The sequence below is a fragment of the Acinetobacter seifertii genome (genome assembly GCF_016064815.1).
GTDB lineage: Bacteria > Pseudomonadota > Gammaproteobacteria > Pseudomonadales > Moraxellaceae > Acinetobacter > Acinetobacter seifertii.
On the sequence record NZ_CP065820.1, the window covers coordinates 2,430,316 to 2,447,740 of the forward strand.

The window sequence follows — 17,425 nt, forward strand, 5'->3', positions numbered from 1 at the left end:
GTTTTTCAACCAGTCCAAATCCGTTTGGGCTGGTTCTTTTGTTTTCTTGTATTTTCACTCGATAAAATAACTAAAATCTTTGATCAATCTTTCATTTTAATATTCTAAACATTTGCTTAAATACTAAAATCCTAAACAGTTTGCCAAAATATTAAGCATTTCCTTTGAACTTTGCATGCTAAACTATGCTGCGGTCGTATTAAGGATTGGTTTATGCAGTTTGTTCATCTCGGTATTTATACAGAATTTTCGATTACAGAGTCGATTGTTCGCATACCCGACTTGGTCAAGGCTGCTGTAAAGGATGAAATGCCTGCACTGGCTCTTACAGACTTATCTAACCTTCACGCTGCCGTAAAGTTTTATAACTCTTGCCTTAAAAAAGGTATTAAACCTATTTTAGGTAGTACCATACGTCTTAATGATGCTCAGCATCGTGTAACTTTACTTGCAATGAGTAATGTTGGCTGGAAAAGCCTGACCGAAATCGTTTCACGCGGTTTTATTGAAGGTCAACAACTTAGTATCCCTTGTGTACAAAAAGAATGGGTACTTGAACAGCATCAAGATATTATTGTTCTGCTAGGTCAACACAGTGATGTTGGTCAAATGCTTTGCTCATCTAACCCACAAAAAGCTGAACCTTTACTTGAAGAGTGGATTGAAAAGTTTGGTAATCGTGTTTATCTCGCTTTAACACGTACGGATCGTGCTGGTGAAGAAGACTTTATTCAAGAAGCAGCAAAACTTGCTGCCAAATATAATGTTGGTGTAGTAGCGCATAATGATGTGCACTTTGTAGAAAAAGAAGATTTTGAGGCACATGAAGCACGTGTTTGTATTGCTGATGGTTATGTATTAGCAGATGATCGTCGTCCACGCTTATATAGTCCTGAACAGCATTTTAAAACCTCCGATGAAATGATCGAATTGTTTTCTGATATCCCAAGTGCTATCGAAAACACCTACAATATTGCAAAACGCTGTAATGTTAGCCTACAACTTGGTACCTACTTTTTACCTGATTACCCAATTCCAGATGGATTTACCATCGACACTTACTTTGAGCATTTGTCAAAAGTAGGTTTAGAAGAACGCTTAGATTACCTGTATCCTGTTGAAAAACGTGGTGAAGACTGGCCAGAAATTCGTAAACCTTATGATGAACGAATTGATTATGAAGTTGGAATTATCCTTAAGATGGGATTCCCTGGTTACTTCTTGATCGTAATGGACTTTATCCAGTGGGCTAAAAATAATGGCGTTCCTGTTGGTCCTGGCCGTGGTTCAGGTGCAGGTTCATTAGTAGCCTATAGCTTAAAAATTACTGACCTTGACCCACTTCGTTATGACTTGCTTTTCGAACGTTTCTTAAACCCAGAACGTGTATCGATGCCCGACTTTGACGTCGATTTCTGTATTGCTGGTCGTGACCGTGTTATCGACTATGTATCACGTACCTATGGTCGTGAAGCAGTTTCGCAAATTGCAACTTTCGGTACAATGGCTGCAAAAGGTGCGATTCGTGACGTTGCACGTGTTTTAGGTAAATCTTACGGGTTAGCTGATCGTATTTCAAAAATGGTGCCGACTAAGCCACTTGGTGTAGATTTGGCAACCGCTATTGAGATGGAACCTCAGCTTAAAGATATCGTCACTAACCCATCTAACCCAGATAATGATGATGCCAGTGAAATCTGGGAAATGGCATTAAAACTTGAAGGTATCACTCGAAATACTGGTAAACATGCCGGTGGTGTTGTTATTGCACCCGGTAAGATTACCGATTTCTCGGCTGTACTATGTGATGAAGACGGAACCAGCCGTGTTGCACAATACGATAAAGACGATGTAGAAGCCGCTGGTCTGGTAAAATTTGACTTCTTGGGTTTACGTAACTTAACCGTTATTGAAGATGCTATTCAAAATATTAATAAAAATCGCGATAGCAATGACCCTCTAAACATATCTCACGTCCCACTCGACGACGCTAAAGCATATTCTGTGTTTGCCGATGCAAATACAACAGCGGTATTCCAGTTTGAATCCGTCGGCATGAAACGAATGCTTAAAGAGGCACGTCCAAGCAAATTCGAAGAAATTATTGCGTTCGTATCTTTGTATCGTCCGGGCCCAATGGACCTGATTCCTGACTTTATTCATCGTATGCATGGTGGGGATTTTGAATATCTTCATCCTTTGCTTGAAGGCGTATTAGAGCCAACCTACGGGATTATGGTTTATCAGGAACAGGTAATGCAAACTGCACAGATTTGTGCGGGTTATACGCTCGGTGGCGCTGACTTACTTCGCCGTGCAATGGGTAAAAAGAAACCTGAAGAAATGGTGAAACAACGCCAAATCTTCCTTGAAGGTGCTGGACAAAAAGGTATTGATGAAAGCACCGCCAACCATATCTTTGACTATATGGAAAAGTTCGCGGGCTATGGTTTCAACAAATCACACGCGGCTGCTTATGCCCTTGTTGCATACCATACCGCATGGTTAAAAGCTCATTACCCTGCCGAATTTATGGCAGCGGTAATGTCATCAGAAATGCAGAACACTGACAGCGTCGTATTTTTGATTGATGACTGTCGAAATAATGGACTCGAAGTTCTACCTCCGTCAGTTAACATGTCGACTTATCATTTCCATGCCAGTGATGATAAAACCATCGTTTATGGTTTAGGTGCAATTAAAGGTGTTGGTGAACAGGCAATGCAGTCTGTTATTGACTCACGCCGTCAACAAGGGCCTTATACAGACCTATTCGACTTCTGCCACCGTATTGATTTGAAAAAAATCAATAAACGAACTTTAGAAGCGCTTATCCGTGCTGGTGCACTAGATTGTTTAGGTATTGAACGTTCTAGTTTAATGGCTCAACTGCCAGAAGCAGTACAAGCAGCCGAACAAGCACGTAGTAATCGTGAAAGCGGGATTATGGACTTATTTGGTGAAGTTGAAGAAGTTCAGCGTAAACCCGCTAAGCCAGTTAAACCATGGAGTGATGAAGTTCGTCTTAAAGGTGAAAAAGATACGCTTGGTTTGTATTTAACAGGTCACCCTATTGATGTTTACCGTCAAGAACTCAAAGCCTTTATTCCAGCAAAACTTAATGAAATTACTGCGACTCGTCGTGGTGTAACAACTGTTTATGCGGGTCTGGTTTTGGACGTAGCCAACTTCCCAAATCGCGTAGTTATTGTGCTAGACGATGGTACAGCACGTATTGAAGTCAGTTGTAATCATGAACGCTTCCAACGCTTTAAAGATATCATACAAGTTGAACATGTAGTTGTCTTTGAAGGCGAGATTTATGAGCGTGAAGGCTTTGATCGTCCAATGGGCCGTTTAAACAAAGCTTTTAACTTAAATGAAATTAGACAAAAACGTGCCAATAGCATTCAAATCAAGTTAACCAATGATTTAATGCAACCAAGTTTGGCAAAAGATCTACAAAATATCTTATTGCCTTATTGCAATGTTGATATGCATCAGCATATTGCACTAAATTTACACATTGACCAACCATATGCTCAGGCCGAGCTTCAACTTGGCCCACAATGGAAAGTCGCTCCTTTAGATGAACTTCTAGCCAAGCTAAGAGATTACTTTGGTAAAGATAATATTCATGTTGAATATCAGGTAAAATCTAAGGCAGCTAAAGCAGCAGACCCTGTTCGTCCACAACCTGTTGCCTCACCTCCTGTGGACATGACTATTGATGATGCATTGGATTCATACCAAAGCGAAGTTTCTCAATATTCGTAATTTCTGGAAATCTTATGAGTTTGTTTGACGACACCGCTGTGTCAAAACAATTAGCACAAGTGCGTATTGTGATGGTCAATACCACTTTACCTGCTAATATTGGCAGTGCTTTACGCGCAATGAAAACAATGGGCTTGAGTAAGTTGGTTCTTGTTTCACCAAAGACCTATCCACATCCAGATATTCAAGCGCTTGCTGCTGGTGCACAAGATTTATTAGAACAAGTCGAAATTGTTGAAACGCTCGAAGACGCGATTAAAGATTGTCATTTAGTTTTTGGAACCAGTGCTCGAAGTCGTACTATTCCATGGCCATTGCTTGATGTACGCCCTGCTTCAAAAGAAGCAATTAAGGCTGCTTCGCAAGGCCAACAAATTGCAATTGTTTTTGGACGCGAAGACCGCGGCTTAACCAATGAAGAATTAGCTTTAGCAAACTATCACCTTACTATTCCTGTAAATTCGGACTATGGTGTACTGAACGTTGCTCAAGCGATTCAAGTCGTATGTTATGAACTTCGCATGTCGGTATTAGAGCAAAAAGAATCTGTTTCTGATGATGGACAAATGCCGCTTGCACAAGGTCAAAGCATGCAGTGGGATGAGCCTTTAGTCACTCAGCAGCAAATGGAAGAGTTTTATCCTCATTTGGAAAAAATGCTGACTGAAATTGAATTTTTAGATCCAGAAAATCCACGTTTATTACCTTTACGCTTGCGTCGTTTATTTGGTCGTATACAATTAGATCGTATGGAATATCATTTACTTCGCGGTATTTTTAGTCGAGTTCAAGCCCTCACAAGCGGCAAATGGAAAAAAGCATCATCGGACAAGGAGGATCAATCCAATGCTTAAACAGCTTAAAGAAGATATACAGGCTGTCTTCGCGCGAGATCCTGCTGCACGAAATACGCTCGAAGTACTTACCAATTATCCCGGTATTCATGCCCTAGTGTTGCATAGACTTGCACATGAACTTTGGAAAAAAGATTGCAAAGGGACTGCCCGCTTTGTATCAACATTTAGTCGTTTTGCAACAGGAATTGAGATTCACCCTGGTGCAAAGATCGGCAAACGTTTTTTTATCGATCATGGTATGGGTGTTGTGATTGGTGAAACTGCCGAAATTGGTGATGACGTTACGCTATATCATGGAGTTACCCTAGGCGGTACGACATGGAAAAAAGGTAAACGTCACCCAACTCTAGAAGATGGTGTAGTCGTTGGTGCTGGTGCAAAAATTTTAGGACCTTTTACAGTTGGTAAAGGCGCTAAAGTGGGTTCAAATGCTGTGGTGACAAAAGCTGTTCCCGCTGGTGTAACAGCCGTTGGTAATCCTGCGCGCTATATTTATAAAGATGCTGATAAAACCAAAGATCAAGATGAAGCACGCCGTCGTGATTATGCTCAGAGTATTGGTTTTGCCCCGTATGCGACCACTGCTGATCAATCTGATCCGATTTTAGAAGGAATGCGAGTTTTACTTGATCGTATTCAACACAACGAAACACGTATGAATAATTTGTGTCAACGCTTATCCGAACTTGACCCAACTTTCAAAAAAGAAAGCCAAGATGAACAACCTTTTAGCGATGAAGAGCTAAAAATTCTTGAAGAAGTTCGTCGTGAATGCGGTGCGCAAAACAAGACATCAAAAACGTAATATTCTTGATTCATAATGTAACACGCTTACCCTTGCATGTCGGTTTAGGTTTTCCTAGACTTAGCTGTACCAAATCTGACTTTACTAAAATGAACGGAAGATCCTATGAATTTAAAGCCATTGGCGTATTTACTCCTTGCAACTTCTAGTTTAACAGCGTGTACAATGGCGCCTGTAAAAGAACAAAAAATTGAACCTTTTGTTTTCAAGGAACCTGACCTTACTCCTCCATTTTATGCTTTAAACCCATTTAATTATGATGCTCCGCCAGCATTTGAAGTTGCTTTAAAAGATGCTGCTGCTCAGCCTGTAACGAAAATGGTGGTCACTCGTCAGGATGATCCAACTAAATCGCTTACTTTAGATACAAACAAACTGATTGTACCTACAATTAATAGTTCACAACGTTCAGTGAAGTACGCAGTTTTAGCTGGCGATAATGAAATTGATGTGACAGAAATTGACGACTTCTTACAGCTTGTAGAAGGTAAAGCTCGTCACTACCCGCCTCGCTTTACAGACCGTCAGGAACGTAAAGGTTTTGAAAGCAAACTTAAAGAAGTAACTCAGCGCTTAGATACTTTAGCTGCTAATCCAAATGCTTCATTTGATATTTTAATTCGAGCATTCAAAGCAAGTGTACTTGCACGTAATTTAGATTTAGGTACTGTTCACACAACTAAATCTTTAGAATATGCTCAAAGACTTTTAAAAATTAGCCCAGACGATCCAGAAACGAATTTCTGGTTTGGTTTTGGTTTATCTGAAGGTGGTGGTCAGCGTGAAGCCATTCCATATTTAGACAAAGCCATTAAAGGCAATGTTCAAGAAGCATATTTAGCCGCTGCAAATAACTATATTGCAATGGAACAAAAGAAAAATGCGATTCAGACTTTGAAAAATTACAAGGTTAAATACCCTGATGAAGCTGAAGTGGCTGACCGTTTAATTCAAGAAATTGAAAAACAAGGTCGTTGGAATGTATGGCAAGTTTTAACAAACCCAGCTATGACACCAGCTACCCCAGCTCAACCTGCAAAAAAATAAGTTTAAACTTTAAAAAAGGGCTGATTTGACAGCCCTTTTTTATATTTGATCAATTGAAAAAAACTTTAAAATTTGTATGATCGGCATATTACTGATCCACATATTTGACCATAATGTTTGTTAGAAAAAGAAATTCAGCGCTCTTCACGGTCATAATCCTCGGTTCAATTCTCGGTGGATGTCAGGTCGTCAATGTTAAGCAGCAAGCTCTCAACGTTACTATTGCAAATGAACGTAATAGTATTCTTACGCAAGATAAACTGAGTGAAGCAAGTCTTAACGTTTTGTCTATGTCAGGGCAAGAAGCCAAAACCTGTACAGACTCCCCTGACACTTGTGTAAATCAACTCAAAAACCTTCCTCAAATTTTAGACGAACAGCTTTTATCTGCTGCAAGCGAAATGTATCTGGCAAAAGCGATGGCTTTATCAGATTCTTCCGAGTGTAAAATTAGTCGATTCACTAAACATAAGGCGACTGATGAACAAAAAGCGATTCAGAATAAATATGACGATTGCTTAGACCAACAATTAACCTTTCTCGATAAGAGCATTCGTTATAGCTATGCCTATCTGTTTTCAACAAAACGTCAGCCGACCGACCGTATTTTTGATAACAGACAAGTTCAAATACGCGACTTCTATAATCAAGCCATTGCCAAAATGGTCAGTGTGTATGATTTAAGATACCCGCAAAAAAATGTGGTAGAGCCACAAATCCATATTGGTAAGAGTGTTTATTCAATAGACTTTGAATTTCATAGACAATTATCAGGTCAAAAATTAGAGAAATTAATTTCGAGCTATAACTTAAATTTTTCAGGGTTAAGAACAATTAACCGTCGTGACGGTTTCGGTTCTGAGTTTGTCGCCGTTTTTCCGAGCTCAGGAAAAGAAGATATTAATGAATATATTTTAGATCCTCTCAATTACAGCTATAAAAATGGTGTGAATCCGAATATTCACCATGCACGTTATTTAGCTGCAACGATCGTGGCTGAGCCTAAAAATGCCAAAACTGTTCAAGACATTATAAATAACCCAGAATTTGTAATTCGAGTTTATGATCCTTATCGCACCGATAATATTAATGTCGCAGGTAAGCAATACCCTCTAGCTGCGAACTTCTCTGCACCTTATGGTTTATGGTTAGCTGAAAATAACTTAGGCGTAGCGGCTTATTTAAGCCTGATTGATCGTGATCAGCATTTAACCATGCCGCATCTCTACATGCTTGAACCATACAACCCAAACAAGAAAATTATTGTGTTGGTTCATGGACTAGCAAGTAGTCCTGAGGCATGGATTGCTTTGACCAATGATGTTATGGGTGACACGGTTTTAAGAGATAACTATCAAGTTTGGCAAGTTTTCTACTCGACCAATATGCCAATTTTGGAAAGTCGCTTCCAGATTTATGCTCTGCTTAAACAAGCGTTTGGTTCGCTAAACCCAAGTGACCCTGCTGCACATGATGCTGTGCTTGTAGGCCATAGTATGGGTGGTATTATTAGCCGTTTACTGGTCAGTGATGGTGATATTACTCAACCAGCCTTAAAACTGATGACTGTACGTCAACAGAACCGTTTCAAGAAACATCCTATGGTTACTGAACGATTGCAAATGCATTCGATTGGAAACTTTGATCGCGCAATTTTCTTGGCATCACCTCACAGAGGTACAGATTACGCTGATCGATGGTTTACGTTAGCTGCTCGTAAAATTATTCGTTTGCCGGGAGCTTTTTTATCTGCTGTAGCGACATCACTAACCACTGAAAACCTAGATGTTAAAGATTTCTTGAATAACATTGATAATGGTCTGATTCAAAATGGACCAAGTGACTTAAGCCATCAATCTAAATTTATGGAACTCACGGAAAATATTAATCCACATCAAGGATTAGTCTTCCACTCAATTATGGGTAACATTACCAAGAGCGATGATCCTAATGTGATTACCGATGGCATCGTTCCTTATAAGAGCGCTCACTTAGAGGGTGCAAAGTCTGAGAAAGTACTTCCTGGTGGGCATTCAATCCAGCTCACACCACAAGCGGTATTAGAATTGCGTCGTATTTTACGAGAGCATTTAGTTGAACATGGTTTATATAAACCATAAATATAAAAAGAGCCAAAGGTTATCCTTTGGCTCTTTTGTTTTAGACTAGATTTTACTGCCCAGAACGGATGATGTAATCAAACGCAGAGAGTGATGCTTTAGCGCCTTCACCTGTAGCAATAATGATTTGCTTGTAAGGCACAGTCGTACAATCACCCGCAGCAAACACACCTTGTACATTGGTTTCGTTGCGGTCATTTACAATGATCTCACCACGGTTGGTTAACTCAACTTCACTGTCTTTTAAGAAGTCAGTGTTTGGCAATAAACCAATCTGTACAAAGATCCCTGCAAGTTCCACTACATGCTCTTCATCAGTGGCACGGTCTTTATATTTAAGACCAGTCACTTGTGAGCCGTCACCTAACACTTCTGTACTTAAGGCATTCATAATCACCGTTGTGTTTGGCAAGCTATGCAATTTGTTTTGCAACACTTGGTCAGCACGAAGTTTGGTATCGAACTCAACTAAAGTCACATGTTCAACAATCCCTGCAAGGTCAATTGCAGCTTCAACACCTGAGTTACCACCACCAATCACGGCAACACGTTTGCCTTTGAACAACGGACCATCACAGTGTGGGCAGTATGCGACACCACGGGTACGGTATTCAGCTTCACCCGGTACATTCATTTCTCTCCAACGTGCACCTGTTGAAAGGATGACAGTTTTCGATTCAAGTTTTGCACCGTTTTCAAGTTCAACTTCAACCAGACCATTTGCAGTTTGGTTGGCACCCGTGATTTTGCTAACACGTTGCAGGTTCATGATATCGACATCGTATTCACGAACGTGTGCTTCCATCTCGGCAGCAAACTTAGGACCTTGAGTCTTTTGCACAGAAGTGAAGTTTTCAATATCCATGGTATCCATGACCTGACCACCAAAGCGTTCAGCTACGATACCTGTGTTAATACCTTTGCGTGCTGCATAGATGGCTGCTGTTGCACCTGCAGGTCCACCACCAATCACCAATACATCAAAAGCATCTTTGGCATTGAGTGCTGCTGCATCTTTTTCAGCTGAGTTGGTGTCGAGTTTCGCCACAATCTCTTCAAGGGTCATCCGACCTTGGCCAATGTGCTCGTTGTCTTGGAACACCATTGGTACAGCCATGATTTTGCGTTGTTCCACTTCATCTTGGAAGAATGAACCGTCAATCATGGTTGCTGTGGTGTTCGGGTTATAAATCGCGATCAGGTTAAGCGCCTGTACCACGTCCGGACAGTTATGACAGCTTAATGATACAAACACATCAAAGTTGGCTTTGAGGTTTAGGCCTTTAATTTGGTTGAGCACTTCATCAGAAACCTTCGGTGCATAACCAGAGACTTGTAACAGCGCCAAGATCAAAGACGTAAACTCATGACCCATTGGTAAGCCTGCAAAGAACACACGAGGCTGTTCACCTGCTTTAGCCACACCAAAGCTTGGACGACGTGTATTGTTACCATCAAAACGGACAGTCACCTTGTCAGAAAGCTCAGCGATTTCTGTCACTAACTCTTTAATTTGAGCAGCTTTATCTGATTCATCTAAAGCAGCCACTAATTCGATTGGACTTTCTAAACGTTCTAAGTAAGCTTTTAATTGAGTTTTAATGTTTTGATCTAACATCTGTTTTTACTCCAATTCATCCAAATTCTTTCAATAGATGCATAGTACGTTAAAACACAAAATAGGTGAAACAGTATGTTTTTATAGATTTAATCGGTTTTTTAGATTTTATTCTTTTCATTCAAAAAAAACCAACCTGAACTTATCCCAGCGCAGGTCGGCAAACTGGTTAAACTAAAGTAACACCACACCAAATACAGCCCCAGCAATTAAGACATGTAAAGGATGAACTTTTTTAATTAAAGATAATAAAGTTGCAATGACTACCATAATAATAAGTAAAGTATTTATGGCAGCTGCCTCAGAAATAATCCAAGCACTGGCAAGCACCGTCCCCACTGTGACGGGTTGTAAAGCAAGCTGTAAAACACGGCGCCATTTTTTATCTTTGAACTTAGACCAGCCTCTCATTACAAATACCGTAATAAGAGATGAAGGTAGAAATTTAGCGGTAGAGGCCACAAGTAAACCTGACAACCCTGCTACATGCCATCCCACCAATGGTACAATCATCATGTTCGGACCGGGAGCTGCTTGAGCCATAGCAAACAAAGCACTAAATTCTTGTGCAGTCATCCAATGATGAATGTCAACCACTTGACGCTGCATTTCGGGCAAAATCGTGTTTCCGCCACCAAAAGCTATAAGAGACAACTGAGTAAAAATGATCGCTAAAGCAAGTAGAACTGCTCCCATTACACACGTCTCCAAATAATAGATGAATAAAGTGCCAATAGAATCAACATAGTCAAAAGCAAAGAAATTTTTAGAAAAGCAATACTGATAATTGCAGCCACGACAACACACATCGCTATCGGGTTACGTAATAATGGTTTCAACATTTTTAAGCCAGTTGCTACCAGAAGCCCTGCTGCTGCTGCTCCTAACCCTTCAAAAAGATGCTTAACCATAAGGTTGTCTTGGAACTGCTCATAAACATAATGTAAAAGTACAACAATAACAGTAGGTGCAAGGATCAGACCAATGAGCGAGCTCACTGCACCACGAACACCCCGAAATTCCATGCCAATCGCAACCGAGAGATTAATAATGTTGCCCCCTGGTAAGAATTGACACAGACCAAGTAACTCAGTGAATTTTTCAGGGCTTAGCCACTGTCTCTGCTCTACAATGACTTTTCTTGCTAAAGGTAAAACACCACCAAATCCAATTAAACCTAATGTTAAAAAACCTAAAAATAACTCTGTGCAGGTGGGTACACTCTCCTTCCGCACGGCAATCTCAACATGGTTCATTTTCGTTACTTTTCACTTTATCTGACCAAGATAGAATGATACTTTTGTGATATATCTACAAATGCTTTTATTTTCACTAAGCATACCCTAAAGGTATTTCTATGCTCGATTTACATAAGCTTCACGCCTTTGTAGTAGTGGTTGAAGAAAGAAATATTACGCATGCAGCAAATCGATTGTTCATACAACAACCGCCTCTAACGCGTTTACTCAAAAAACTTGAAGAAGAACTCGGTACACAATTACTTATTCGTCAACCGCGAGGGATTGAACCAACTGAGGCAGGTCTAGCTTTATTTAAAGAAGCACAGCTTTTATTAGAGCATGCTAAACATATACCCCAACTTGTCCAAGATGTTAGCCAAGGCAAAACTGGACAACTCAATATTGGTTTTACAAGTTCCGCAGGTTTACATCCGCTTATTTCGCTGGTATTGCGCTCATATCGTGAAATGTACCCAGCTGTACAGACTAAACTTGAAGAAGCAGGCAGCCAAAAGCAATTAGATTGGTTAATTTCAGAAAAGCTTGATATTGCGTTTTTAAGAGCGCCGATTAGTCGTGATATTGGTTTGAAACATCTGCATATATTAGATGAGTCAATGGTAGTGGCATTGCCCATAGACCATCCGCTTACAAAAAGAGAGAAAATTAGTTTAGTTGACTTATCTGATGAGAATTTTGTTTTATACCGTCGTTCTTCAGGACAAGGCTTATATGACAATATTTTATATAGTTGCTATCAAGCAGGTTTTAGTCCGCGCATTGTTCAGGAAGCACCTCGACCTACCGCAACATTAAATTTAGTCGCTGCTGGAATTGGTATAACGATTGTGCCAGCCTCAATGCATAACTTTTGGGAACATGGAATTGTCTATCGAGAATTTGATGATTCAATAAAACTGAATGCGCCTATTTACTTGATTACACGAGAAAATGAAAATTCGGCTAAAGTTTCAAACTTTATTGAACTTATGCAAAAACTTTTGCCCACAATGGCCTGAGTGCAAAATCTAGGCAATAAAAAGTGCTCTAATGTGAGCACTTTTTATTATCATCAATCTACTATTTTTGATTAATTCGTTTAGATAATTCTTCTGCCGATTCTTTGCGCTCAGAATAGCGATCTGTCAAATATTCTTTTTGCCCACGCGTTAATAATGTGAACTTATACAGTTCCTCCATCACATCAACAATTCGATCATAGTAAGAAGAGGGTTTCATACTGCCATCTTCCTCAAACTCCAAAAATGCTTTTGCGACAGATGACTGATTTGGGATGGTAATCATACGCATCCAACGACCTAAAATACGCATTTGATTGACTGCATTAAAAGATTGCGAACCACCACTGACTTGCATGACTGCTAGGGTTTTACCCTGAGTTGCACGGATTGCTCCAGCTGCTAAGGGAATCCAGTCAATTTGAGCTTTTAAAATAGAACTCATCGCACCATGACGTTCAGGCGAACACCAGACCATGCCTTCTGCCCAAGCTAATAGTGTATGTAATTCTTGGACTTTAGGATGATCTGTTCCTGCATCCTCAGGCAAAGGTAAACCTTTAGGATGAAAGATTTTGACTTCAGCACCTAAATATTCAAGGATTCGGCCAGCAGTCAGCACAGCAAAACGACTATAAGAGCGTTCACGATTAGAACCATATAGCAATAAAATGCGAGGTGGATGCTCAAGCTGCTGCGCTTGAACTTGCTCAAATGCAGGCTTATCTAGAAGATCTAATGCTACATTTGATAAATCATTATTAGGACTGTTCATGTAAGAAATACTTTTTCTTTAACCAAAGAGAAACTGTAACGAGTGAAATTAAAACTGGCACTTCAACCAACGGCCCAATCACTGTGGTAAATGCCACAGGTGATGCCAAACCAAAGGTTGCAATAGCTACAGCCAATGCCAACTCAAAGTTATTACCTGCCGCGGTAAATGAAATAGCAGTAGTACGTGGGTAGTTATTCCCCATCCGTTTACTCATAAAGAAGCTAATGAAGAACATTACGACAAAGTAAATTGTAAGTGGAATCGCAATACGTAATACATCTAAAGGTAAGCTCACTACATCACCACCTTTTAGACTAAACATCGCCACAATAGTAAAAAGTAAAGCAATTAAACTAATCGGGCTGATCTTTGGTAAAAATTTACTTTGATACCATTCCAACCCTTTCGACTTGACTAAAATCAAACGCGTCAAGAATCCCATTAAAAATGGAATACCTAAGTACACCAAAACCGCGTGTGTAATCGTCCAGAAATTCACATCAATGACTTGCCCTGCCACACCAAAATACGGCGGCAAAAAGGTCAAAAATAGCCAAGCATACGTACTGAAAAATAAGATTTGGAAAATACTGTTAAATGCAACTAACGCTGCAACATATTGGTTATCTCCACAAGCCAAGCCATTCCAAACCAATACCATGGCAATACAACGTGCTAAGCCTATCAAAATAAGGCCCGTCATATACTCTGGATAGTGATGTAAGAAAATAATCGCAAGGATAAACATTAAAACTGGAGCAATAATCCAGTTTTGTACCAACGATAGAGTTAAGGTTTTCTTATCTTTAAATACTTCTGGTAACGCAGCGTAATCAACCTTTGCCAACGGTGGATACATCATCAAAATTAAGCCGATTGCGATCGGGATATTAACGTTATCTACACTTAATTCATTCAAAGACACAGATGCCTGAGGAAAGAAAACTCCAATCGCTAAACCTAAAGCCATTGCAATGAAAATCCATAGCGTCAGGTTTCGATCTAAAAATGAAAGCCCTTGTCTGGTCATGTTCTACTCGAAGAAAGAATTGATTAATTTTGTTCAATACACAAATGATTGATACACCTATGCTAGAAATCCGAATTTTTAAGACAGAAATCTAAGAAGATTAATCGCAGCACGTTGTAGTGATGAAAGGCTGATCTTGTTGTTTTACTCTTGTCTCACTCTCGTCATTTTCTATCACCTTTAAAATATCTAAAGCCCATACAGGTAAATCAGGATTTAAGCTGTAATAGACCCACTGACCTTTTCTTTCATCCAGTAATACGCCATGAGTTCTTAATAAGGCCAAGTGTCGAGAAATTTTGGGTTGGCTCAACTCAAGCTGCTCTGTTAGCTCACAAACACAAATATTTTGTTTATTTAGAACTAATTTAAGAATATTTAACCGAGTTTGGTCAGATAGACATTTAAAGAAATCGACTTGGTTGATCATATCTACAACAAAATATATTCGTTATTGCAAATATACGGATATCCATATATAAATGCAATATCTTAATTTGAAGATCAATTTATCATGAGCGATAAAGTAAAAATCTATCATAACCCTGCTTGCGGAACCTCACGCAATACATTGGCGCTTATTCGTCATGCAGGACTTGAGCCTATTATTATCGAATATTTGCAAACACCACCAAGTAAAGATGAATTGATTCAACTCATTAAGGATTCAGGCTTAACTGTACGTGAAGCAATTCGTAAAAATGTCGATCCCTACAAAGATTTAGAGTTAGAACAAAACCATTGGACAGACGAGCAATTAATTGATTTTATGCTGCAATATCCAATTTTAATTAATCGCCCATTTGTGGTTACACCAAAAGGCACACGACTTTGCCGCCCGTCTGAGGTTGTATTGGATATTTTAGATTCAAAAAACTTAGGCTATTTTGCAAAAGAAGATGGTGAAGTAATCATTGACGAACAAGGCCGTCGTATAAAATAATTGAAGATACTTATTAATATAAAAAGCTAAATGGCACGACACCATTTAGCTTTGTTGAATGAAACGGATTAAAAATAGGACTTAATAAAAGGAAGAAGTTGCTCTCCTATCACCATGCCCAATAAACCGACTAATGCAACAAGAGGTGGAGCTGGTGACTTAACATTTAGAACGTAATATAAGACACCAACAAGCAACCCTACAGCCAAAGATAACAAGTACATTTTCATCGTACATACCTTAGAGAATCAAGCCATTTAATCAGCAGGTTCCCATACTGTTTTATTTAAAATGCAAAACACGAGCACCCTAGTGCACCCCAGAAAGATTTTTTGTCCTTATCGTTTACAGGAACATCAAGCATCCAAGCGTGGCTGTGTCCATGCATGCCACAGCTGCTAGTACATGCACACAATGCACTTTGTGACTGTAATGATTGATTCGACGGTGCATTACGATTTTCAGATAAACGCCACTGACCACCAAAGCGTTTTACTGGCGACCATGTTGGAGATGCTGGCGGCAACGGCGGATCGTCTTGCTTAAACTCAGCCCCTGCATATACCACTTTTCCACCTAAAACAGTGAGTACAGACTCAATCCACTGGATATCTTCTGCTTCAACTTTAAAGTAGTCATCTGACAACACAACTAAGTCGGCAAGTTCCCCTGCTGTGAGTGAACCTTTGACATCTTTTTCACCTGAGAACCAAGCCGAACCTTTAGTCCAGAGTTTAAGTGCAGTTTGACGGTCTAATAGATTTTTTTCATCATAGAGTGGCAAACCACCGACTGTTTTACCCGTACTTAGCCAGTATAAACATACCCAAGGGTTATAGGATGCAACTCGAGTCGCATCTGTCCCCGCACCCACAGGAACACCAAGCTCTAACATTTTCTTAACTGGTGGCGTTGCCTGAGCAGCCTCGGCACCATAGCGTTTTACGAAAATCTCACCTTGATATGCCATACGGTGTTGAATGGCAATACCACCGCCCAACGCACCAATACGTTCAATATTACGCTCAGATACGGTTTCGGCGTGGTCAATAATAAATCGAGTTGCGAATGGCTGTTTTGAATTGACGCGCTCAAATACATTCAGCAAACGATTAATACTTTCATCATAGGTTGCATGAATACGGAATGGCCATTTCTTTTCAGCCAAGTGCTCTACGATGGCTTCGAGTTCACCTTCCATTTTTTCTGGTAAATCCGGACGAGGTTCATAGAAATCTTCAAAGTCACCCGCTGACCACGTCAGGTTTTCACCTGCTCCATTCATTCTAAATAACTCATCACCATCACCCGGAAATGTCATTTCTGTCCAACGGCGATAGTCATCAAGCTCTTGGCCTGCCTTCTGAGCAAATAGATTATAAGCAATTCGCACTGTCATTTGATTTTGATCGTGTAATTGCTTAATCACATCATAATCTTCAGGGTAGTTTTGACCACCACCACCTGCATCAATTGCCGAAGTAATGCCTAATCGATTTAGTTCGCGCATGAAATGACGAGTTGAATTGACTTGATCTTCAACTGGCAATTTTGGTGCTTTCCCTAAGGTTGAATACAAAATCATAGCGGATGGAGTTGCGAGCAACAGACCTGTTGGTTCACCCTTTGCATCTCGTACAATTTTGCCTCCGGGTGGATCTGGAGTGTCTTTATTAAAGCCTAATACATCAAGCGCTGCCCGGTTCAACAAAGCACTGGCATATAAATGTAAAACAAAGACAGGAGTATCTGGCGCAGCTTTATTAATTTCTTCTAAAGTTGGTAACCGCTTTTCGGCAAACTGGAACTCAGTCCAACCACCAACCACACGTACCCATTGTGGAGCTGGCGTATTATCTGCTTGTTCTTTAAGTAATCGTAGAGCATCAGCAACGGATGGCACACCTTCCCAGCGCAATTCCATATTGTAATTTAGGCCACCACGAATAATATGCAGATGACTGTCATTTAGACCCGGTATAACGCGACGACCATTTAAGTCTACGACTTTGCTTGTAGGAGTTGCGAGCTTCATAACCTCATCATTTATACCCGTACGTACGACTTTACCGTCTGCAATCGCAATTGCTTGTACTTCGGGATTCTGAGGATCTAGTGTTGTGATTTTACCGTTTATGAGTATGAGGTTTATTTCGGTCATTCTGAACTCCATTCTTGTGAATTATCGTT

General features: G+C 40.1%; 15 protein-coding genes. 7 read left to right on the forward strand and 8 right to left on the reverse strand.

All coding sequences use genetic code 11. The annotated features are described in order from the left end of the window. Positions 1 to 213 precede the first annotated feature (213 nt). From dnaE to I8T81_RS11280, 5 genes are all read left to right on the forward strand, one after another. Complete coding sequence (gene dnaE, locus I8T81_RS11260) at positions 214 to 3,777, forward strand: DNA polymerase III subunit alpha (RefSeq protein ID WP_198071189.1); 3,564 nt, start codon at positions 214 to 216, stop codon at positions 3,775 to 3,777. A gap of 14 nt (positions 3,778 to 3,791) precedes the next feature. Then, the gene (locus I8T81_RS11265; RefSeq protein ID WP_004887591.1) at positions 3,792 to 4,631 is read left to right on the forward strand and encodes an RNA methyltransferase; all 840 of its coding nucleotides are present in this window, start codon (positions 3,792 to 3,794) and stop codon (positions 4,629 to 4,631) included. Next, a complete protein-coding gene (cysE, locus tag I8T81_RS11270; RefSeq protein ID WP_004702199.1) occupies positions 4,624 to 5,439 on the forward strand; it encodes a serine O-acetyltransferase in 816 nt (271 codons plus the stop codon). The genes I8T81_RS11265 and cysE overlap by 8 nt, the downstream gene beginning before the upstream one ends. 105 nt (positions 5,440 to 5,544) lie before the next feature. Next, positions 5,545 to 6,486, forward strand: a complete 942-nt coding sequence (locus I8T81_RS11275) for an ABUW_2363 family tetratricopeptide repeat lipoprotein (RefSeq protein WP_140336256.1) — start codon at positions 5,545 to 5,547, stop codon at positions 6,484 to 6,486. Positions 6,487 to 6,599: 113 nt separating this feature from the next. Further along, positions 6,600 to 8,606 carry an esterase/lipase family protein gene (locus I8T81_RS11280; RefSeq protein WP_198071190.1) on the forward strand — a complete coding sequence of 669 codons (2,007 nt, stop codon included), beginning with the start codon at positions 6,600 to 6,602 and terminating at the stop codon, positions 8,604 to 8,606. Between the two features lie 52 nt (positions 8,607 to 8,658). Here the strand turns inward: I8T81_RS11280 and ahpF are convergent, their stop codons facing one another. The 3 genes from ahpF to I8T81_RS11295 all read right to left on the reverse strand — a co-directional run bounded on the left by ahpF (position 8,659) and on the right by I8T81_RS11295 (position 11,480). Further along, positions 8,659 to 10,224 carry an alkyl hydroperoxide reductase subunit F gene (gene ahpF / locus I8T81_RS11285; protein WP_198071191.1) on the reverse strand — a complete coding sequence of 522 codons (1,566 nt, stop codon included), beginning with the start codon at positions 10,222 to 10,224 and terminating at the stop codon, positions 8,659 to 8,661. A 174-nt stretch (positions 10,225 to 10,398) separates the two neighbouring features. Next, positions 10,399 to 10,920, reverse strand: coding sequence for a chromate transporter (locus I8T81_RS11290; RefSeq protein ID WP_004702206.1), 522 nt, complete (start codon positions 10,918 to 10,920; stop codon positions 10,399 to 10,401). Continuing rightward, a complete protein-coding gene (locus I8T81_RS11295) occupies positions 10,920 to 11,480 on the reverse strand; it encodes a chromate transporter (RefSeq protein ID WP_004702209.1) in 561 nt (186 codons plus the stop codon). The genes I8T81_RS11290 and I8T81_RS11295 overlap by 1 nt, the downstream gene beginning before the upstream one ends. Positions 11,481 to 11,581: 101 nt before the next feature. Between I8T81_RS11295 and I8T81_RS11300 the strand changes: the two genes are divergently transcribed. After that, complete coding sequence (locus I8T81_RS11300; protein ID WP_198071192.1) at positions 11,582 to 12,484, forward strand: LysR family transcriptional regulator; 903 nt, start codon at positions 11,582 to 11,584, stop codon at positions 12,482 to 12,484. 61 nt (positions 12,485 to 12,545) lie between these two features. Here the strand turns inward: I8T81_RS11300 and arsH are convergent, their stop codons facing one another. The 3 genes from arsH to I8T81_RS11315 all read right to left on the reverse strand — a co-directional run bounded on the left by arsH (position 12,546) and on the right by I8T81_RS11315 (position 14,722). Next, entirely contained in the window at positions 12,546 to 13,259 is a 714-nt protein-coding gene (arsH, locus tag I8T81_RS11305; protein WP_198071193.1) for an arsenical resistance protein ArsH, read from the reverse strand. Further along, positions 13,246 to 14,292: an ACR3 family arsenite efflux transporter gene (arsB, locus tag I8T81_RS11310; RefSeq protein WP_151761792.1), complete on the reverse strand. Its 1,047-nt coding sequence runs from the start codon at positions 14,290 to 14,292 to the stop codon at positions 13,246 to 13,248. The genes arsH and arsB overlap by 14 nt, the downstream gene beginning before the upstream one ends. 100 nt (positions 14,293 to 14,392) lie before the next feature. Further along, positions 14,393 to 14,722, reverse strand: coding sequence for an ArsR/SmtB family transcription factor (locus I8T81_RS11315; RefSeq protein WP_151739408.1), 330 nt, complete (start codon positions 14,720 to 14,722; stop codon positions 14,393 to 14,395). Between the two features lie 84 nt (positions 14,723 to 14,806). Here I8T81_RS11315 and arsC point away from each other — a divergent pair, with 84 nt between their 5' ends. Continuing rightward, positions 14,807 to 15,235 carry an arsenate reductase (glutaredoxin) gene (arsC, locus tag I8T81_RS11320; protein ID WP_198071194.1) on the forward strand — a complete coding sequence of 143 codons (429 nt, stop codon included), beginning with the start codon at positions 14,807 to 14,809 and terminating at the stop codon, positions 15,233 to 15,235. 68 nt (positions 15,236 to 15,303) lie between these two features. On the opposite strand, the gene I8T81_RS11325 is transcribed toward arsC, so the two are convergent. Beyond that, on the reverse strand, positions 15,304 to 15,465 hold the full coding sequence (locus I8T81_RS11325; RefSeq protein WP_000784879.1) for a DUF1427 family protein: 162 nt from the start codon (positions 15,463 to 15,465) through the stop codon (positions 15,304 to 15,306). A 56-nt stretch (positions 15,466 to 15,521) separates the two neighbouring features. After that, entirely contained in the window at positions 15,522 to 17,396 is a 1,875-nt protein-coding gene (locus I8T81_RS11330) for an amidohydrolase (protein ID WP_198071195.1), read from the reverse strand. Positions 17,397 to 17,425: the final 29 nt, after the last annotated feature.